Origin of the sequence: Herbaspirillum sp. GW103 (assembly GCF_000261365.1) — a bacterium.
Taxonomy (GTDB): Bacteria; Pseudomonadota; Gammaproteobacteria; order Burkholderiales; family Burkholderiaceae_D; genus Herbaspirillum.
Genome location: NZ_AJVC01000003.1, coordinates 180,859 through 199,165 on the forward strand (window position 1 = coordinate 180,859; position 18,307 = coordinate 199,165).

Annotated in this window: 18 protein-coding genes; 14 read left to right on the plus strand and 4 right to left on the minus strand. The window is 58.8% G+C overall.

The features are described 5' to 3' along the window. Nucleotides 1–6 precede the first annotated feature (6 nt). The 9 genes from GWL_RS04305 (at nucleotide 7) to GWL_RS04345 (ending at nucleotide 8,493) form a co-directional block, all read left to right on the plus strand. Complete coding sequence (locus GWL_RS04305; protein ID WP_008327066.1) at nucleotides 7–978, plus strand: VOC family protein; 972 nt, start codon at nucleotides 7–9, stop codon at nucleotides 976–978. Between the two features lie 24 nt (nucleotides 979–1,002). Continuing rightward, complete coding sequence (locus GWL_RS04310; RefSeq protein WP_008327067.1) at nucleotides 1,003–2,157, plus strand: FAD-dependent monooxygenase; 1,155 nt, start codon at nucleotides 1,003–1,005, stop codon at nucleotides 2,155–2,157. Next, nucleotides 2,154–2,504 (plus strand): hypothetical protein, encoded by a 351-nt coding sequence (locus tag GWL_RS04315; RefSeq protein ID WP_085943555.1) that lies wholly within the window; start codon nucleotides 2,154–2,156, stop codon nucleotides 2,502–2,504. Before GWL_RS04310 ends, GWL_RS04315 begins: the two co-directional genes overlap by 4 nt. Further along, a complete protein-coding gene (locus tag GWL_RS04320) occupies nucleotides 2,504–2,737 on the plus strand; it encodes a recombinase-like helix-turn-helix domain-containing protein (RefSeq protein ID WP_034350517.1) in 234 nt (77 codons plus the stop codon). The genes GWL_RS04315 and GWL_RS04320 overlap by 1 nt, the downstream gene beginning before the upstream one ends. 49 nt (nucleotides 2,738–2,786) lie before the next feature. Next, nucleotides 2,787–3,836, plus strand: a complete 1,050-nt coding sequence (locus GWL_RS04325; RefSeq protein WP_008327074.1) for an aromatic ring-hydroxylating dioxygenase subunit alpha — start codon at nucleotides 2,787–2,789, stop codon at nucleotides 3,834–3,836. Continuing rightward, entirely contained in the window at nucleotides 3,833–4,276 is a 444-nt protein-coding gene (locus GWL_RS04330) for a RidA family protein (RefSeq protein ID WP_008327075.1), read from the plus strand. Before GWL_RS04325 ends, GWL_RS04330 begins: the two co-directional genes overlap by 4 nt. A 46-nt stretch (nucleotides 4,277–4,322) precedes the next feature. Next, entirely contained in the window at nucleotides 4,323–5,270 is a 948-nt protein-coding gene (locus GWL_RS04335; RefSeq protein ID WP_034350053.1) for a PDR/VanB family oxidoreductase, read from the plus strand. 268 nt (nucleotides 5,271–5,538) lie between these two features. Continuing rightward, nucleotides 5,539–6,612, plus strand: coding sequence for a porin (locus tag GWL_RS04340; RefSeq protein ID WP_008327077.1), 1,074 nt, complete (start codon nucleotides 5,539–5,541; stop codon nucleotides 6,610–6,612). A 222-nt stretch (nucleotides 6,613–6,834) separates the two neighbouring features. Further along, complete coding sequence (locus GWL_RS04345; protein WP_008327078.1) at nucleotides 6,835–8,493, plus strand: methyl-accepting chemotaxis protein; 1,659 nt, start codon at nucleotides 6,835–6,837, stop codon at nucleotides 8,491–8,493. Here GWL_RS04345 and GWL_RS22880 read toward each other — a convergent pair. Beyond that, complete coding sequence (locus tag GWL_RS22880) at nucleotides 8,397–9,695, minus strand: MFS transporter (RefSeq protein WP_157174194.1); 1,299 nt, start codon at nucleotides 9,693–9,695, stop codon at nucleotides 8,397–8,399. The two genes, GWL_RS04345 and GWL_RS22880, sit on opposite strands and share 97 nt — an antisense overlap. Before the next feature lie 57 nt (nucleotides 9,696–9,752). Next, nucleotides 9,753–10,559: a substrate-binding domain-containing protein gene (locus GWL_RS04355; protein WP_008327079.1), complete on the minus strand. Its 807-nt coding sequence runs from the start codon at nucleotides 10,557–10,559 to the stop codon at nucleotides 9,753–9,755. Between the two features lie 109 nt (nucleotides 10,560–10,668). On the opposite strand from GWL_RS04355, the gene GWL_RS04360 reads away from it, so the two are divergent. The 4 genes from GWL_RS04360 to GWL_RS04375 all read left to right on the plus strand — a co-directional run bounded on the left by GWL_RS04360 (nucleotide 10,669) and on the right by GWL_RS04375 (nucleotide 15,408). Further along, nucleotides 10,669–11,577: a LysR family transcriptional regulator gene (locus tag GWL_RS04360; protein WP_008327080.1), complete on the plus strand. Its 909-nt coding sequence runs from the start codon at nucleotides 10,669–10,671 to the stop codon at nucleotides 11,575–11,577. Between the two features lie 815 nt (nucleotides 11,578–12,392). After that, entirely contained in the window at nucleotides 12,393–13,157 is a 765-nt protein-coding gene (locus GWL_RS04365; protein ID WP_034350058.1) for a hypothetical protein, read from the plus strand. A gap of 161 nt (nucleotides 13,158–13,318) precedes the next feature. Further along, nucleotides 13,319–13,534, plus strand: coding sequence for an AlpA family transcriptional regulator (locus GWL_RS04370; RefSeq protein WP_034350060.1), 216 nt, complete (start codon nucleotides 13,319–13,321; stop codon nucleotides 13,532–13,534). Nucleotides 13,535–14,196: 662 nt separating this feature from the next. Continuing rightward, a complete protein-coding gene (locus GWL_RS04375) occupies nucleotides 14,197–15,408 on the plus strand; it encodes an inovirus-type Gp2 protein (RefSeq protein WP_034350062.1) in 1,212 nt (403 codons plus the stop codon). 189 nt (nucleotides 15,409–15,597) lie between these two features. Here the strand turns inward: GWL_RS04375 and GWL_RS04380 are convergent, their stop codons facing one another. Both GWL_RS04380 and GWL_RS04385 read right to left on the minus strand, forming a co-directional pair. Continuing rightward, nucleotides 15,598–16,251, minus strand: coding sequence for a GIY-YIG nuclease family protein (locus tag GWL_RS04380; protein WP_034350064.1), 654 nt, complete (start codon nucleotides 16,249–16,251; stop codon nucleotides 15,598–15,600). A gap of 271 nt (nucleotides 16,252–16,522) precedes the next feature. Then, entirely contained in the window at nucleotides 16,523–16,951 is a 429-nt protein-coding gene (locus GWL_RS04385; protein WP_157174195.1) for a hypothetical protein, read from the minus strand. A gap of 446 nt (nucleotides 16,952–17,397) precedes the next feature. Here GWL_RS04385 and GWL_RS04390 point away from each other — a divergent pair, with 446 nt between their 5' ends. After that, nucleotides 17,398–17,826 (plus strand): transcriptional regulator, encoded by a 429-nt coding sequence (locus GWL_RS04390; RefSeq protein WP_034350068.1) that lies wholly within the window; start codon nucleotides 17,398–17,400, stop codon nucleotides 17,824–17,826. Nucleotides 17,827–18,307 lie beyond the last annotated feature (481 nt).

Genomic DNA, 18,307 nt, shown 5'->3' on the forward strand with positions numbered 1-18,307 from the left:
AGTCACATGGACGTATTGGGTATCGACGAAATCATCTACGGCGCAGACGACCTGCCGACCTGCCGCCGGTTCTTCCTCGACTGGGGCATGGCGCTGGTAGAGGAGAGTGCCGCCGGGCTGGTCTTTGAATCGCACAACGGCTGCCGTGTCATCGTGCGCGACAGCGCCGACCCCAGCCTGCCCCCGGCCATCGAAGCCGGTCCGACCCTGCGCGAAGTGGTCTGGGGCGTCTCTTCGGCGGCGGTGCTGGACAAGTTCGCCAGTCGCATCAGTGGTTTGCCTGGCTTCGTCAACGATGGTCAGCGCGTGGGCTGCACCGATCCCAACGGACTGGCGGTGCGCTTCCAGGTCTCGGTCAAGCGTGAGGTGGAGGTGCAATGCGCCCGTATGAACACCTGGAACGAGAAGAATCGCATCAACCAGCGCAGCCCCATCTATGAACGCGCTGCGCCCATCGAAGTGGGGCACGTGGTGTTCTTCGTCAAGGATGTGAAGGCTTGTGAAAAATTCTATTGCGAGCATTTCGGCTTCGTCCCTTCCGACCGCTATCCGGAACGCGGCGCCTTCCTGCGTTGCGCCGACGTCGGCGGCCATCACGACATCTTCCTGCTGCAACCGCCGGAAGCACGCGCGGGCCTCAATCACGTGGCCTTCACGGTGCGCGATATCCATGAGGTCTTCGGTGGCGGCATGCACATGTCGCGTCAGGGCTGGGATACGCAACTGGGGCCGGGCCGCCATCCGATTTCCTCGGCCTATTTCTGGTACTTCAAGAATCCGGCCGGTGGCCTCATCGAGTATTACGCCGACGAAGACCAGCTCGATGCCCACTGGGAGCCGCGCGACTTCGAACCCGGCCCGACCGTGTTTGCCGAATGGGCCATCGATGGCGGCATCGACGGCAACACCCGGCGCCAGAAAAACGCCCAGGGGCCGAGCGGCAAATTTCTGACCGACCGCGCGCCGGCCGGCAAGTAAGACATTTCACGAAAGGAAATCCAGATGTCCTTCAAGATCGGAATCCTCGGTGCCGGCATTGGCGGCCTCACGGCAGCCATCGCCCTGCAGCGCGCCGGACATGAGGTAGTGGTGTATGAACAGTCGCGCCAATTCCTGCGCGTGGGGGCAGACATCAACCTGACCCCCAATGCAGTGCGCGCACTGGATGGCCTGGGCATCGGCGAGGCCGTGCGCCGGACCGCCGCGCGTCCCACCCATCGCATCAGCCGCACCTGGAATACCGGCGAGGAAACCTCGCGCCTGGCCATGGGCGATACCGCCGAACAGAAATACGGTGCGCCGCAGCTGACCATCCATCGTGCCGATCTGCTGGCCGCGTTGGCCGACGTGTTCCCGCTGGAGCAGGTGCGCTTTGCCAAGCGTGCTGAAACGATCCGGGAGGAGGGCGATGGCATTGTCCTGCACTTCACCGATGGCAGCGAGGATCGTGTCGATGTCCTCATCGGCGGCGACGGCATTCACTCCGCCGTACGCACTGCCATGTTCGGCGCGGAAAGTCCGCGCTTCACCGGGGTGGTGGCTTTCCGCGCCGTGATCCCGGCAGCGAAGGTGGCCGCTGTGCCCAACCTGCAGGCCTTTACCAAATGGTGGGGACCGAATCCGGAAAGCCAGATCGTTACCTTCCCGTTGAATCGCGGCCAGGACATCTTCATCTTTGCCACCACCGCTCAGGAAAGCTGGCATCTGGAATCGTGGACCACGCCGGGCAACGTGCAGGAACTGCGCGACAGCTATGCGGGCTTCCATCCGGATGCCACAGCCCTGCTGGACGCCTGCGATGAGGTGCTCAAGACCGCCCTCTACGAACGCGATCCGCTGCCGGCCTGGGCCAAGGGCAATATGGTTCTGCTGGGCGATGCCTGCCATCCCATGATGCCCTTCATGGCACAGGGGGCTGGCATGGCCATCGAAGACGCGGTGGTGCTGGCGCGTTGCCTGGCCAGCGTCGCTGCGCTGGGCGACGTGCCTGCAGCCTTGCATCGCTACGCGCAACTGCGCATGGAGCGCGCCTCGACCATCCAGATCGGATCACGTGGCAACAACTGGCTGCGTGAAGGCGGCAATGCCGACTGGGTGTATGGCTACGATGCCTGGCAGGTGCCGCTGCAGCCGCAAGCTGAAGTCGTCACTGCATGAAACAAGGAGCGCCAGTGAATCCGGAAACCTCCGCCGACACCATGCTGCTGACCATCGTCCTCAAGCATGACCAGTCCATGAATCTCGAGCAGATCCAGGCGCACATGAAACAGGTGGACTGGTGGGAGCGTTTTCCCGTTGAAGGGACCCGCGTGGTGTCCTGGACCGTGGCCATGGGCCTGGGCCAGATCGTCACGCTGGCGTTGCCGCCGGCGCTGCTGCCGCAAGTCAATGTCGAACTTGAGCGCTCGGCCTGGGGCGTGTTCCGTACCGAGTGCTATCCCACTTACGATTTTGTTCCCGTGCGCGAACGCATCCGCGAGCGCGTCAGAAATGGAGGCCAATGATGGTTGCAACTGTTACCGATATCTATCTCAACCCGCACCAGGCGCGCCGCCGCCCGCCGACCCAGTTCGAGGACCTGCTGGGCGACTCCATCGAGCGCGCCTACGCCGCCGGTATCCATGAATTGAGTGCGCTGGTGGCGCATCTCAATCGTACCGGCCCGAGCTGCCCCTACAACGCCGGTATCTGGACCGAAGCCAACTACCAGGAAGAGATCGCCCGCCTGGCCGCCTGAGGACCATCGTCCATCGCCAGCCTGCCAGCCCTAACAGGAGAGACCCGAAATGAGAACTGCCGCCCATGATCCCGTCGATGCCGTCCTGGCCGTCGGCCTGAAAGACCTGTGGTATCCGATCTGCCCGTCCGAGTTCGTGGCTGAAAAGCCGGTCTCGCTGCGCCGCCTGGGCAAGAAATTCGTGTTCTGGCGCGAGCCCTCGGGCAAGCTGCATGCGCTGGAAGACCACTGCCCGCATCGCGGTGCGCCGCTGTCCATGGGCATTCCCATGGGCGACCGTATCGCCTGTGGTTATCACGGCGTGCAGGTGCGCTTCGACGGCGTGGTCACCAGTGTGCCCGGCAGCCCCGGCTGCAAGCTGGAAGGAGCCAAGGCAACACGGCGCTTCCACGTGACCGAAGCGGCCGGTGCCATCTTCCTCTACAACAGCCTGGAGGATGTCGATACACCGCCGCCGCTGCGCCTGCCGGAAGAACTGACCAGCCCCGAGTATTCCAACTTCCTCTGCTACACCGAATGGAAGGGCGACTACCGCTACGTGCTGGACAACGTCATGGACCCGATGCACGGCACCTTCCTGCACAAGCAGTCGCACTCCATGGCCGAGGGCGACAATACCGCCAGCTTCGGCATCCGCGAGACTGACATCGGTTTCGTCTTCGAGAAGGAAGGCCAGCGCGACGTCAACTTTGACTGGACCGAATGGGGCGATACCGGCCTGCACTGGATGCGCCTGGCCATTCCCTATCCCAAGACCGGTGGCCCCGGCGGCAGCTTCGTCATCATCGGCAGCTACACGCCCATCGTGGACAACATCGCCGCCGTCTTCCACTGGCGCTGCCGCAAGCTCTCGGGCTGGCAGCGCGACACCTGGCGCTTCCTCTATCGCAACCGCCTGGAAGCACGCCACTGGAACGTGCTGGAGCAGGATCGTGTGGTGCTGGAACTGATGGAGCCCGATGCCAACCAGCGCGAGATGCTGTACCAGCATGACATGGGCATCGTGCGCCTGCGTCGTCATCTGCGCGGGCTGGCCAAGGCCCAGCTGGCACGCGAGGAAGAACTGGCCGCAGCCAAGGCTCCGGTCCGCGCGGCATGAACGACGCCACCCACGCGCCCGTCGTGCGCCATGTGCAGTGCGCCAGTGTGCCGGAGTTGGCATCGGCTACCTGGTCCAACTGCCTGGTGATCGGCGAGGACATCATGATGTCCGGCATGACGGCGCATCCGGCCACACGCCAGCAGACCTTGGACACCTACCGGCAGACTCTGGTGGTGCTGGGCAAGATCGCCGACCTGGTGCGCGCTGCCGGCGGTACGCCGGGCAGCATCACCAAGCTGGTGATCTACCTGACCGATATCGCGCACAAGGACGAGGTTGGACGTGCGCGCCGTGACTTCTTCGGTGAGCACGGTCCGTATCCCTGCTCCACGCTGGTGGAAGTCAGCGCCCTGGTGTTTCCGGAACTGACGGTGGAGATCGATGCGTATGCCCGTCTGGGTGTGGATCTGCGGCGCGCAGAGCGCATGACCGCGTGACCGCATGAGCTTGTTTGAACGAATCTGATTTGATGGTGGTGCATTCATGAGCAGTCCTCTTCTTTCCGTCCGTGTACAGGCCATGCGCTGGGAGGCGCAGGGTGTCGTGAGCGTGGAACTGTGCCTGCCCGACGGCGGCGAGTTGCCGGCCTTCGAGGCGGGCGCGCACATCGACCTGCATCTGGGCAATGGGCTGGTGCGCAGCTATTCGCTGTCGAACTCACCGCTCGAGCGTCATCGTTACGTGGTGGGCGTACTCAACGACCGCAGCAGTCGTGGCGGATCGCGCTACGTACATGAACAATTGCGGGTCGGTAGCACGTTGTCGATCTCGGCACCGCGCAACAATTTTCCACTGGACGCATCGGCGAGCCTGTCGGTGCTGATTGCGGGAGGCATCGGCATCACGCCGATCTCCTGCATGTATCACCACCTGCGCGCCCAGGGAAGGGAGGCAGTGTTGCACTACTGCGCCCGCTCGCGCAAGGAAGCTGCCTTCACCACGCAGTTGCTGGGACAGCCCGGCGTGAGCAGCCATTTCGACGACGAGGCCGGTGCACCGCCGGACCTGCGTGCAGTGCTCGCGGCCTATCCGAAGCAGGCGCATTTCTATTGCTGCGGTCCGACCCCCATGCTCAATGCCTTTGAAAGCCTCTGCGAAGAACTGGGTTTGCCCAATGTGCACATCGAGCGCTTCGCCGCCGAGAAGCTGGCACCCGTGCAGAGCGGCAGCTATGTGGCCGAACTGGCGCGCAGCAAATCCAGCCTCACCATCCCGGCCGGCAAATCGCTGCTCGATGCCCTGCTCGATGCCGGCATCGCGGTCGATCACAGCTGCCGCGAAGGCGTGTGCGGTGCCTGCGAGACGCGCGTACTGGAGGGGGAACTGGATCATCGCGACGGCGTGCTCAGCAAGGCCGAACGCGCCGCCGGCAAGACCATGATGGTGTGCGTCTCCGGCTGCAAGGGACAGCGCCTGGTGCTGGATCTCTAGCCGTTTTCGCGCAAGACCATGCCCGTGCCCAGGCACCGGGCATTTTTTTGAGCCTGAAAAATTTTTGGAACGGCGATCCATAGGTAAAACAAATATCACCGGACCCGGACCACCCGGCAAGCCTGCGCCGCCCGCTGACCATGCAGCGGCGGCCTTGCCGGCAGAAGTCACCTTTCCTGCGCACGGGGCACAGGGGAGCAGTGAGTGAATGCGGCCTGGCCGCGTGTTTGGACTTTATTCGTTGAAGGGGAGTTTGATGAAGAAGTTAATGATGGCCGCAGTGGCTTCCTGCCTGTCGGCAGGTGCCTTTGCGCAGAGCAGCGTGACCATCTACGGCAGCCTTGATGCTGGCGTAGCCTATATCAACAACCTCAATGGCGGCTCGGTATCGCGCCTGGACCAGGGCACCATGCAGCCGGACCGCATCGGTTTTCGCGGGACCGAGGATCTGGGTGGCAACCTGAAGGCCATCTTCCAGCTCGAAGCGGGCTTCTACACCGATACCGGTGCCACGCCCAATTCGTCCAAGCTGTTCAACCGCTACAGCACCATCGGCCTGTCCGGTGACTTTGGCGCGGTGACCCTGGGCCACATGCCCGACGTGGTATTCGACTATGTGGGCAAGCTCTCCAACGGTTTCCAGCTGACCAACTGGTACCTGTTCCATCCGGGCAATCTGGATAGCCTGGCCAACACCTACCAGTTCGACAATGCGGTGCGCTATACCTCGCCGACCCTGGGCGGATTCCAGGGAAGCCTGATGTACGGCTTTGGCGAAGTGGCGGGTGACAGCAGCAATGGTCGCAATGTCAGTGCCGGCGGCACCTACACCAATGGTCCGTTGCGCGCGGCGCTGGCCTATTCCAAGCTGAACAACCGCGCTGCCGGTTTTGCCGGGACCTTCCTCACCAGCGTGGGGCTGGGCAATGCGGCGACGGTCTTCAACAGTCTGACCACGACGGCCGCCGGCCTGGGCTACACCATCGGCAGCGTCCGCCTGAACACGTCCTACACCCAGGTCAAGCTGGCCCTGCCCAGCGGTGCCACGCCCAAGCAGAAGAACCTGGATCTGGGGGCGGCCTGGCGCTATGCGACGCTCGACACCATCAACTTCGGCTACGGACTCTCCAAGCTGGAAGGCGCGCGCTGGAACACCTTGAGCCTGTCGCACGTGCATGAGTTCTCCAAGCGTACCCAGTGGTATGTGCAGGCGGCTTACCAGCGTGCCGGCGGCGATGCGCGCTTTGCCGTCATGAACGGTACCGGTGCAGGTGGCGCCACCGGCGTCTCCGGTGGGCGCAGTCAGCTGGTGACCACCATCGGCATGCACCACTCGTTCTGAAGATCTGAGGATCTGAGGTTCGCATGAGGTCCTCTTGCGAGGGCCAGCTTTACCTTCTGTGAACAGTCTTGTCTTGCGTGCGCCCATTCTGGAGCGGATGGGCGCTTCGTAGTGCCTTGGGCGGGGAAGTGCTCTTCTCCGCCTTTTTTTGTCCAGACCGAATTCATTGCCGGGCGGCATCCTTGCAGGTCCGCCGGCATTCTTGCGTTGCGGAGAAACTTCATGATTGCACAACTGAAACTGGGCGCGCGCCTGGCGCTGGGCTTCGGCCTGGTGCTGGCGCTGCTGGCGGGCATCACGGCCCTGGCCATCGCCAGTCTGTCCACCTTGCACCAGGATACGCGCCGGATCGTCGAGGACCGGTATCCGCAGGTCCTGCTGGCCAATGACGTGCTCCTGCGCATCAGCGAAAACGCCAGCGCCATGCGCAACCTGCTGCTGCTGGATGACCATCAGAAACTGACCGAGGAGATTGCGCGCATCGCCAGCGGCGAAGCGGCCATCACGGCCACGCTGGACCAGCTGCAGGCGCGCCTGTCCAGCGAGCAGGGGCGCAAGTCCTTTGCCGAGATCGTGGCCTTGCGTGGCAAGTATCAGCAGGGGCAGCAGCGCTTCCTGCAACTGGCCTCCACCGGTGCCACCATGGACGCCTCCGAATTGCTGCTGACCACCTTGCGCCAGGATCAGGAGAACACTATTGCGCGCCTGAAGGGCTATATCGCCGTCGGCACCCGGATGATGGAGCGCAGCGGTGAAGAAGCCGCTGCGCAATATCACCAGAAGACCCGCATCATGCTGGGCATCGCCCTGCTGGCAGTGCTTGTCGGCGGCGGGTTTGCCTGGTGGATCACGCGTTCCATCACGCGCCCGGTACGACACGCGGTCGAGGTCGCGCAGCAGGTGGCCTGCGGCAACCTGGCCAGTCCTATCGAACCGGGCAAGAGCGACGAGATCGGCCAGTTGCTGGAGGCGCTGCGGCAGATGAACGGGAGCCTGACCGATATCGTCGGAGAGCTGCGTCATGGTGCCGAGACCATTGCCACCGCTTCGTCCGAAATTGCCGGCGGCAATCTTGACCTCTCCGCGCGCACCGAGCAGCAGGCAGGATCGCTGGAGGAGACGGCTGCGGCAATGGAAGAGCTCACCTCCACCGTGCGCCAGAACGCCGACAACGCCCGGGCCGCCAACGAGCTCGCGGCGGAAGCCTCGGCAGTGGCTTCACGCAGTGGCGCGGTGGTGCAGCAGGTCGTGGCGACCATGGCCGGCATCAGCCTGGCCTCGCGCCGTATCGTGGACATCATCGGCGTGATCGATGGCATTGCCTTCCAGACCAACATCCTCGCCCTCAATGCCGCAGTGGAAGCGGCACGTGCCGGTGAGCAGGGCCGGGGATTTGCGGTGGTCGCCTCCGAGGTGCGTTCGCTGGCCCAGCGTTCAGCCGGCGCCGCCAAAGAAATCAAGGCGCTCATCGATGACTCCGTGACGCAGGTCGATGCCGGCGCACGCTTGGTGGAGCAGGCGGGATCAACGATGGAAGAAGTGGTGGGCAGCGTGCGGCGGGTCTCGCACATCGTCGGCGAGATCAGCGAGGCCACGCAGGAACAGCGGACCGGCATCGAGCAGGTCAACCAGGCCATCACGCACATGGATGAAACCACCCAGCAGAATGCCGCGCTGGTGGAGCAGGTGGCCGCCGCTGCGCAATCCTTGCAGGATCAGTCGCAGCGGCTGCGCGAACTGGTGGGCGTGTTCCGGCTATCCGGGGCGCAGCCGCAGGCAGCTACTCAGGCAACCGAACTGGCAGGCGCGCTCGCTGTCTTGCCGCGATACAGTACCAGCGTGGCGATCAGCCCGCAGATGGCGGCAAAGCTCATCCAGTAACCGGGCGCGGCCTTGTCACCGGAGGTCTGGATCAGCCAGGTCGAGACCAGCGGCGTGAAGCCGCCGAAAATCGCGGTAGCCAGGCTGTAGGCCAGCGAGAAGCCGACCGTGCGCACGTGCGCCGGCATCACTTCGGTCAACGCCACGACCGCCGCGCCGTTGTAGCTGGCGTAGAGGAAGGACAGCCACAGCTCGGTGATCAGGAGGTGCTTGAAGCTGATATCCGACACCAGCCAGGACATCACCGGATAGGCCGTCAGCAAGGTCAGCAGCGTAAAGGCCACCAGCACCGGACGGCGTCCCACCCGATCGGAGAGCGCGCCCATGACCGGCAGCCAGCAGAAGTTGGACAGACCCACGCAGAAGGTCACGACAAGACTGTCGGCGGCCGACAACTTGAGCACGTTCTTGCCGAAGGTCGGCGTGTACACCGTGATGAGGTAGAACGACACGGTGGTCATCACCACCATCATCATGCCGGCCACCACGATCTTCCAGTTCTGCGCGATGGAGTGCATGATCTCGCCGAAGCCGGGATGACGCTTGCGCGCCAGGAATTCCTCGGTCTCCTGCAGCGAACGGCGGATGACGAAGATGGCCGGCACGATCATGCAGCCGATGATGAAGGGGATGCGCCAGCCCCATTGGCTGATCTGCGCGGGCGACAGCCACTGGCTGACCAGATAGCCGATCAGCGCCGAAGCCATGATGGCGGCCTGCTGGCTGGCCGACTGCCAGCTCACGTAAAAGCCCTTGTTGCCGGGTGTGGCCATCTCGGCCAGGTAGACCGACACTCCTCCCAGTTCCACTCCCGCCGAGAAGCCCTGCAGCAGGCGCCCCGTCAGCACCAGGATCGGGGCGGCCACGCCGATGGTGGCATAGCCGGGCACGAAGGCGATCAGCAGGGTGCCGAGGGCCATGATGGCCAGCGTCACGATGAGCCCCTGGCGGCGACCCACGCGATCGATGTAGCTGCCCAGGATGATGGCGCCCAGGGGACGCATCAGGAAGCCCGCACCGAAGGTACCGAAGGTCAGGATCAGCGAGACGAACTCGTTATCCGACGGGAAGAAGGTCCTGGAGATGTAGCTGGCATAGAAGCCATACAGGAAGAAGTCGAACATCTCCAGGAAGTTGCCGCTGGTCACGCGCAGGACGGTGGACAGCTTGGAGTGCTTGGCGTTTTTGGTTGTTATGTTCATGTCGGTGTCTCTCTTTCTCTCTCTGGCGCAGTTGTTGAGCGCGTTCCTTCACTTTTGTCAGTGCGCGGCCGGATCCAGGCCCGACGCCTTGATCGCATCGACAGCCTCGGGTGAGGCGAGGAAGTCCAGCAGTTCCCGGGCCGCCTTGGCCTCCTGCGTGCCGACCACGACACCGGCGGAGAAGGGGGTGATCTGCTGGGCGCTCTCGGGGATGGGGCCGATGATGTCGATGCCCTTGACCGGCTTCAATTCGGAGATCTGCTGCAGACCGACTTCGGCCTCGCCCCGGGCGACCACTTCACCGACCGGTTCGGCCGGGATCATGCGACCCTTGTAGGCCATCTGCTGGTCGATACCCAGACGCTTGAAGAGCCTGGTGGAGAGGAACACGCCACTGGCGCTGTCCGAATAGACCACCGAGTGCGCGGTGAGCAAGGTGCGTTTGAAGGCGTCAAGGGTGGAAATATCCGGCCTGGGGGTGCCAGCCTTGACCGCCAGGCCGATGCGCGAGAGCGCCAGCAGCTTGTGCTCGGACCTGGAGACCTTGCCCTCTGCCACCAGCTTGTCCAGCGCGTCGCCCACCATGATCACCACATCGATGTGTTCGCCGCGCTGCAGGCGGTTGGGGATGGCCTGCGGCGTCTGTCCCATGGAGGGCCCCCAGCCGGAGATGAGCTTGTGGCCGGTCTTCTTTTCGAAGACCGGCGCCAGCGCCTTGTAGGCCGCCGCGAAACCGCCCGAGCTGACCACGTGGATATCGGCGGCGGCAGCCAGCGTGCTGACTGCGCCCAGGGCCAGCGTCAGCACGCTGCGGTGGAAAAGAGACGTGCGCAAGCTGCGCGCAGGGTGCTTCAAACGGATCATGCGGATCTCCTGTGAGTGTTTTATCTTGCTGTAATGGGGAGCGAGACCCGGCAGTTTGCGTAGTATCCTTTGAAAAGTTAATTGCAATTAATCTTGGGATTGATAAAAAATGCGCATCAATATCGAGACAGCGGAATTACAGGCCTTCCTCGCCGTGGCGCGGCAGTCGAGCTTTCGCGCGGCGGCCGAGGGTCTGTTCATCACGGCGCCGGCGCTGAGCCGTCGCATCGAGAATCTGGAGCAGGCCTTGCAGGAAAGACTGTTCGACCGCACCACGCGGCGTGTCTCGCTCACGCCTGCGGGCGAGCTGTTCCTGGTGCATGCCCAGGCCGTGATGGAAGAGCTCGAGTTGGCCGTCAAGAGCGTCGAGCAGGGTATGGCGCATCGGCGCGAACACGTGACGGTGGCCTGCGTCCCCTCGGTGGCCAACAATCTGCTGCCGCAGGTCTTGAAGCCGTATGCGCGCAGCCATGCCAAGGTGCGGGTGCGCATCATTGATGAAAGTGCGGCGGACGTACTGGAGAGCGTACGCAAGGGCGAGGCTGATTTCGGCGTGAATTTCATCGGTGCGCAGCAAGCCGAGATCGATTTCGAGGAATTGACGCGCGAGCGCTACCTGGCCGTGATGCCGGCCCATCATCCGCTGGCCGCGCAGAGTACTTTGCACTGGAAATCGTTGGCGGGGGAGAAGCTGGTGTCGGTGTCCTCCAGCAGCGGCAACCGCAGCCTGATCGACAATGCCTTTGCGCGGGTGCCGCAGCGGCCGGTGATCCAGTACGAGACCAATCACGTGGCCGGTGCCATCAGCCTGGTGGCTGCCGGTCTGGGCGTGGCGCTGCTGCCGGAGCTGGCCATTCGCAATGCGCCGTACAAGGGCATCGTGGCGCGCCCCGTCACCAGCCCGGTGTTGAGCCGCGCGATGGGGCTCATTACCTTGAAGGGGCGCGTGCTGAAACCGGCTGCGGCAACGCTGGCGCAAGCCTTGCGGGAAGCCATGGCCGGCAAGGGCCGGAAATGATTTCCGGGCTCTGCAGCTTGCCTAAATTTTGTGCGGTTTATTGGGAGGGCAGGCGGGGACGGCACTTGCGTGGGGTGAAAGGAGCTTATCCACAAGTTTATGCACATAAAACGGGGATAAGTTTCCAGCGCTGGCGCGGTTTCTGGGGAGGTTGCGCAAATTATTTGCAAAACTGTTGGCCATAAAAAAGGCCCTCGCAAGCGAGGGCCTTTTTGTGGATGTTCTTTGCCATTCCGGCTGTGTCTGATGCCGTTTTGCGATTCCCGCAGCTCGTCGAAAAATGGCTTCCTGCGCTATGACGAGGGACGCTGCTGCAGCGGTCTTTTTTCGAAGAGGGGGCGATTATATAGCCATGGGCGGAAAAATGATACTGCTCGATTGAGAAAATTATTTTCCGTTGGGCAGGGGGCGGATCTTCACGAACGAAAGGAGCGCCGGCTTCGTACATTGGGTGGGGAAGAGATACTGTCAAAAATGACGGTATCAATCGTGGATGTCATGCGATGCCCCTGTACGGACGCGGACCACAAAACAAAAAGCCCGCCATGTCATCAGACACGCGGGCTTTAAAACATCTAGCGACTTCATTGAGTAATCATCTGGTGCGGGAGCCGGAATCGAAAAGTGCTTTAAAAGCCTCTGAGCATCAATGTTTGTTGTTGGTCGCGATCGAATATACCGTCAAAAGTACCGACAAATCTGAAGATGCGTAAAACCACAGCTATCCTTCAAAGGCGTTGCCTTTAAGAACTTGCTTTTGGTAGCCTATCTTAGATTGCATTTTCTCTAAAAGCTAACCGCCTAATGATTTCCAAATGCTTCAGACAGTATTTCCTATCCCAGAGCCTCTCGCCCATCGGTATGCGCCGTTCAAGCTACAGTGCGCCAAATTGTTGGCTGACTTGACCGCTTGCTATCGCTTTTATAAAGATGGTGCAGATTCTCTTGATTTTTTGCAAGACGTCATTGTTCCCATCGATATGAAAAATGATGTGAATGTCGACGATCCCATTGAGATTTTCAGGCATTACCTTACGGAAGAAGATCGCGGGAGAGATGACGAGATGCTCAATCTTTCACTCTTGGGTCCGATCATTATCGGGACAGTTTATTGCCGGAGAGCATTATTTGCAGGTGATAAAGGGTTTCTTGTCCTGGCGTCGTCCTATTTGAGAGAGGGGAGTTATTGGTGCGGCGTCGCACGAGGCTCACTTGGGTTGGAGAAGGCAATTTCCGACGCTTTCAGTAGGGCCAGTGCGGAAGCCTATAGCTCTGCGACAAGGATGCTGGGACAAGCAGGTGCTCGCAGCAAAAACGAGAAAAGGGAACTCGTCAAGAAATTTGCCTTTGATGAAGTAAGAAAGCGCATGCGTCCGGGAGGTTGGCAGGCCATGAGTCATGCTGTTTTAGCCGTTCAAGATGATGTCATTGCATACTCTGCACAGGTCGGTTACCCGTTAAAGAAACCAGAGCCGAAGAATGAAAGTGAGAATGAGGTGCATCGTACATTGGCCAAGTGGTTGTCAGAAATGCCGGATGCCAAACAAATATTTCAATTTGGAAATGGGGGCAATAAATAGCCTCTGGGCCATTGCACTAAGCCGAGCCATGCTCGGCTTTTTTTATGTCTTAAATAAAGTTCACCGTCTGCCGGTAGACGGTGTAGTTTGCCCCGCTGAAAATTTCTAAACTGCGTTCATCAGTTCCAACCACCACTCAACACAACTCAAGGAGTGTATTGATGAGCGATCCGCCCTTAGTCCGCAACCAGATCATCCGGCTCAACCGACTCCAGGAAAAGACGGGAATCTCGCGTAGCACCGTTTATAACAAGCTCAACCCGAACAGCAAATATTTCGATAGTGACTTTCCGAAGCCGGTCCGACTAGGCCCCGCTTCGGTCGGTTGGATCGAAGCGGATGTGGATGTCTGGCTTGCCAGCAGGAAGCCGGCATAAAGGAGTTGGTTTTTCGAGATTGACAGAAACCCATATCTTTAACTCGTCTTTCATCGTGCAGTTGCGCAAGACCTACGAAGCAGTAGAGCAGTACAGGCGAGCAGATTGGCGATGAGCACTTAAGCCTGCGGGCCGAGTTTTCCTGCGACATCAATTGATCCCTCGTCGGCTGCATGCTTCATGCGGCTGCGGGGCTGATATGCCGTCATCTGGAGGTCGGAATGAACCTCCAGATGCGTGAAAAGTTAGTTCAAGCCCTAGAAATCTTAGTTCCGATGCCCATCCGCTGGGCATTTCCGTGGGATGAGGGTTCTGCATCAGCCCGATGCAAAGGACGCTTCATTACCGACCAACTACGACGTTGGCGGGATGGAGGTAACTGCTTTTTTGATGCCCTTGATCGGCATAACTCGGTAAACGTCATCTTCCGCGTTTGCTCCGGCCACGCGGAGGATCGACGATCAGAAATCTCGCGCCAGCAGGCAAGTGTGAACTTCTGGAGTTCTGGATTTTAGTGAGATTAAGAGATTTCTCTATTACTCGTATTTGGAGGTTGTTCTCTTGCTCCTCATGATGAGTCCAGAACGATTAAAAATTATTCTCAGTGCACATGCTCTGCCAGTCAAGGCAGTGCATGGCATCGAGACCTTCAAGGGTAAGAAATGGGCAAGAAAAATGACTTGGAGTCTAAAGTGGAGCAGCAGGTGCTCTCCACCTCGGACTTAAGAATCAGCGGTGTCGTCTCCCAGAAGGGAGCGACCAATTTGATCGGGCAGGACATGAGTGGCCTGCGTCAACTGGTTCCTTTCATGCGGTTGGTGTCGACGACCAAGAAGCAGGCGTTTTCGGTTGTTGATACTCCCTCCGGCAGGACGACAGCCAAGGAGTTCCCCTTGGGGAAATTCTTAGTTCACATGGATTCAATGCTGGAGGTCTATTCGAGCAGGTTCGACTTCAGCCCGGAATTGGCTCTCTTCTTCTCGGTTCTGCGTCAGCATGAGGAAATGCTGGAAAACATTACCGTGAAGAATCCTCATATTTTGTCGGGAGTAGGAAATCGGATTGTCGCGGACGCCTTTAATGACTTTATCGAAAAGCTTCGGAAGGGTGCGGCTGCTGAAGGCACGCGCAAGAAGATGGCCGATCGTGCACGGAATTCGTCCAAGAACCGTAAGCGTCTCGTTAAAGTGATCAACGTTCTGACGGAGCGTTACGCACGCTTGGTGGTGGTACGCTTGGATTTGCTCTATCGTTCAGCATCGATCGAAACCGGTCAGGCGCGTGCGGAGGCTAACCAACGTTTGCTCAGCCAACAGTTGCGCGATCAGCGTAACTGGCTGACCGGAAAGGCCGAGGATAAGAGCGACAACATGGCGCGCATTGATGTTGGTGTTGCCAAGGCTGATCTGAACGCTTTCTTGGCTAACATGCGCAAGGCCCCCGCCTTTGAGGCTATGGTGGGCTATGCTTGGAAGATGGAGTGGAGTCCGTGGTCTGGTTACCATTTCCATCTGGTGCTGTTCTACAATGGCTCGAAGGTTCAAAACGACTACCTGATTGCCAAGAACATCGGTGAGCGCTGGGAAGCGGTGACTGGTGGGCGCGGTTTTGTCAATAACTGTCAGGTCAATAAAAACCAATACAAGCATATCGGGACGGGCATCTTGAACCATTGGGACGAAGAGAAAAGGCAGAAGGTGATTGAGGCCGCGTGCTATTTGACGAAGGCGGAGCAGTACGTCCGGGTGAAGCCGAGTTCAAGGCATCGGGTTTTCCAAACGTCGATCGTCAAAGAGAAAGGCAACTTGGGCCGTCCGCGTACTCGCGCATCTGGTTCTCTGAAGGCGGGGGCAATCTTCAGCGGCGTCGTTTAGACGATTGAGTCGGGCACTTCCAGATAGAAAAGCGGCGAGCCAAATGCTCGCCGCTTTTCTTTTGTGGAGCATATACGTCGTCAAAGACAGCTCCTGGCCGTTTGCCGCAAGAGATAGTCACTCGACGACGAAGGTCTGTAGGCGTTCTATCGCTTGCCGATCATCATTTGGTTCGCTGACTATCAAGGGCTATTCTTCGTCCCCGTGAAATTCTTCGTATAGATCTGCCAGGGATTTTCCATTGAATGACCAGTACAGCTTTGAAGCTATGCCCCGCCCAACAATTTCAGGCATGAGCTGGAGCGAGACGTGTTGCAATGAAGATTCTTCGCCCCTGAAGCTGACCGTGTGCGCCCCGGTAATCGTTGCCGTTGTCACGCCGTCCCTGAAGGTGATGACGTCGCCCACCTTCAACCCAATTTCTAAATAATCGATTTTCGGACGCATCTTGCGCTTGTCTTTTGCGGCAGACTCAAGTGCTTCAAGGTCGGTTTTGGCTTCCGCCTGGGCTTCAACCAACTCTGTAACCACCTTGCTCTGATGCAGTAATTCCAGAATAGCCACGACTTGACTGGGTTTTGTTCTAAAAAACTCGCGAGAAGGATTTATGCGGTCGGGAGCAAATGCAAGGTGAAGCGCCTGCTCAACCCTTCTCGCGTCCGGAACATTGCATGCAAAGACACAATCGAACGGAAGCGGAACTGCGCTGCTTTTTCCAAGGGCGGCAATGCGCTCACCCGCATCTGACGCCCGTGTCATTCCAATCTTAACGATGCCCGGCATTGCCGGGTTTGTAAGGATATAGACCGTCTGGAGGTCCTGCTCTAAATTGTTCTCTTCCATTATCCTCCTCTCCCGCTAAAGAATTTGCCACTTTCTCTGGCCCCCATCAGCCCTCTTGCATGTCCTATTTAAGCGAGCCTGAGCGGATCAATGCCCTCGTCGCTTAAAACAGACCAAACTATAGACGTCGATTTTTGGTCGGTTGCGGACATTCGGAATATGTATCTTAGTACATTAACTCAACAGCGGCAGATATACAGCATAAAGCCCGGTTGAATTCTTCAACCGGGCTTTACAGGGATTGCGAGTTGCTTTCGTCGTTACTAAAAAATTATAGAAGATTGCACTCCATCTTCTTCTGTATGGGCAAAACTTTAGCAGCATTGTTCTTGCCGAAGTTAACGCTCTTTCCTGCAAACTTGACCACCGCATCTGCCTTACGCAGGTCGTCGATGAGTGTCACGAAATTCTGAGTTCCTACTCGGCTGTCAGCTTCAAAGGGGCCATCGAATGTATGTCCGTTCACGCTGATGGTGAACTGCTTGATAGCGGCGTTGTTCTTGGTTTGATTTAGCATTACCGAGGAATAAGCATCGGCGCTACCGTCTTTCGTCGGGCAACCGATGTAAAGGCGGTAACCTTGGCTATCCGCGAAATATTCCAAGTTGCCCTGGCCATAGCCTTCTGTCCAACGTCCTTGGGCAGCTAAAACAGGAATACTAAGGGCAAAAAGAAGAATGCTCAGAATTTTTGTTTTCATAACTATCATCTTTCTAGATGTTGAATGAAATAGCAGGTATCGAGTGAAAAGCCCATAACAAAACCGGCTACAGGTTGCGCTGTAGCCGGTGATAGATGAGGCAAGCGACGCCGGTCAAGTTACCCTGATGGCTGCCTTAGCTGCTACGCACCCGACGTTGCCACTTCTGATAATAGTAGCTGCGATCTTCATCTCGACCGCCGGATTCGATCCAATCATCGTATTCAGGACTACCTTCAAAACCATCGGACATGTTGATCTCCACGTAGACAAAAAAATCGGCTGTGGATTTCTTCTCCAACAGCGCGGCAAAGGTTGCTAGCTATTCCATGCTGGCATACCACACGGGGAAAACGAGTTCCCGTATCAGTGAAATATAAACCAATCAGTTTGTTTTTACAACCAATTGGTTATCAAAAATCTCGCCGGGTTCTCACAATCTGTTTATGAAAACAGTGGATGAGAAGCAGGCGTTTTCAACACGGCTGCGGCAAGCGTTGAAACGTAGCCCAAGGAAAATTGAAACAGCGACGGAATTGTCGGTGCAGTTCAGCTTGCGCCATCCCGAGGCGCCTATCACTCCGCAGGCAGCGCAGAAGTGGCTGACGGGAAAAGCTCGTCCCACCGCTGACAAAATCGAAACATTGGCGGAATGGTTAGACGTGTCACCTATGTGGTTGCGACATGGGGTTGCTGACAAGGCTCGGCCGTATACTGGGAATCTGACGCAGATGCAGGATGAACCGTTCCAGCCAACAGAGGAAGAGATTCTCCATTTGAAACGTCTGCGAGCTATGCCCGAGGCGCGGCGTTTGTTGGTTCTGGGTGTAGTGGAACAATTCGCTTTGGATGGCGAGGTGTGGGCCAATAAGTGATGAAGTGCCCATTCCCAGTTTGTTATTGTCTGATGATCGTCTCTTGATCACTCAAAAAAGATGCCCGCAGCGCGCTCTATAGAGCTGTGGGCATTCAAATTCTGATGCGCAAATTACGGGGCGCTAAAGTTGCGCCCGCATTCCTGACATTCGTAGTTATCAAGTACATTGTTGTCAATGACTTCGCCGGCAGCGGCTCCGGCCGCGCAGCCAGTCGCGCCACTTAATAGTGCCCCCATAAGCGCTCCTACCAATCCGCCTACAGCGGAACCAACCGGCCCGACGGCCAGTCCCAGCGCGGCACCGGTTTCAGCGCAGGACAACACGGCGGCGGCGCTGCCTAACGCACCAGCGGTAGCGCCCAGGGCTCCTCCAATCTTGCGGCCGTAATGGCGGATGTTGACTTTACGGGAATTGCAATGAGGGCAATGATGTATTAATGACATATAGGAACTCCTTAGATTAGCAATGCCACGCTTGG

Excerpts from the sequence above, each read along its gene's own strand:
- GWL_RS04305 (WP_008327066.1), top strand. The coding sequence starts at position 7 with ATGGACGTATTGGGTATCGACGAAATCATCTACGGCGCAGACGACCTG.
- GWL_RS04310 (WP_008327067.1), top strand. The coding sequence starts at position 1,003 with ATGTCCTTCAAGATCGGAATCCTCGGTGCCGGCATTGGCGGCCTCACG.
- GWL_RS04315 (WP_085943555.1), top strand. The coding sequence starts at position 2,154 with ATGAAACAAGGAGCGCCAGTGAATCCGGAAACCTCCGCCGACACCATG.
- GWL_RS04320 (WP_034350517.1), top strand. The coding sequence starts at position 2,504 with ATGGTTGCAACTGTTACCGATATCTATCTCAACCCGCACCAGGCGCGC.
- GWL_RS04325 (WP_008327074.1), top strand. The coding sequence starts at position 2,787 with ATGAGAACTGCCGCCCATGATCCCGTCGATGCCGTCCTGGCCGTCGGC.
- GWL_RS04330 (WP_008327075.1), top strand. The coding sequence starts at position 3,833 with ATGAACGACGCCACCCACGCGCCCGTCGTGCGCCATGTGCAGTGCGCC.
- GWL_RS04335 (WP_034350053.1), top strand. The coding sequence starts at position 4,323 with ATGAGCAGTCCTCTTCTTTCCGTCCGTGTACAGGCCATGCGCTGGGAG.
- GWL_RS04340 (WP_008327077.1), top strand. The coding sequence starts at position 5,539 with ATGATGGCCGCAGTGGCTTCCTGCCTGTCGGCAGGTGCCTTTGCGCAG.
- GWL_RS04345 (WP_008327078.1), top strand. The coding sequence starts at position 6,835 with ATGATTGCACAACTGAAACTGGGCGCGCGCCTGGCGCTGGGCTTCGGC.
- GWL_RS22880 (WP_157174194.1), bottom strand. The coding sequence starts at position 9,695 with ATGAACATAACAACCAAAAACGCCAAGCACTCCAAGCTGTCCACCGTC.
- GWL_RS04355 (WP_008327079.1), bottom strand. The coding sequence starts at position 10,559 with ATGATCCGTTTGAAGCACCCTGCGCGCAGCTTGCGCACGTCTCTTTTC.
- GWL_RS04360 (WP_008327080.1), top strand. The coding sequence starts at position 10,669 with ATGCGCATCAATATCGAGACAGCGGAATTACAGGCCTTCCTCGCCGTG.
- GWL_RS04365 (WP_034350058.1), top strand. The coding sequence starts at position 12,393 with ATGCTTCAGACAGTATTTCCTATCCCAGAGCCTCTCGCCCATCGGTAT.
- GWL_RS04370 (WP_034350060.1), top strand. The coding sequence starts at position 13,319 with ATGAGCGATCCGCCCTTAGTCCGCAACCAGATCATCCGGCTCAACCGA.
- GWL_RS04375 (WP_034350062.1), top strand. The coding sequence starts at position 14,197 with ATGGGCAAGAAAAATGACTTGGAGTCTAAAGTGGAGCAGCAGGTGCTC.
- GWL_RS04380 (WP_034350064.1), bottom strand. The coding sequence starts at position 16,251 with ATGGAAGAGAACAATTTAGAGCAGGACCTCCAGACGGTCTATATCCTT.
- GWL_RS04385 (WP_157174195.1), bottom strand. The coding sequence starts at position 16,951 with ATGAAAACAAAAATTCTGAGCATTCTTCTTTTTGCCCTTAGTATTCCT.
- GWL_RS04390 (WP_034350068.1), top strand. The coding sequence starts at position 17,398 with ATGAAAACAGTGGATGAGAAGCAGGCGTTTTCAACACGGCTGCGGCAA.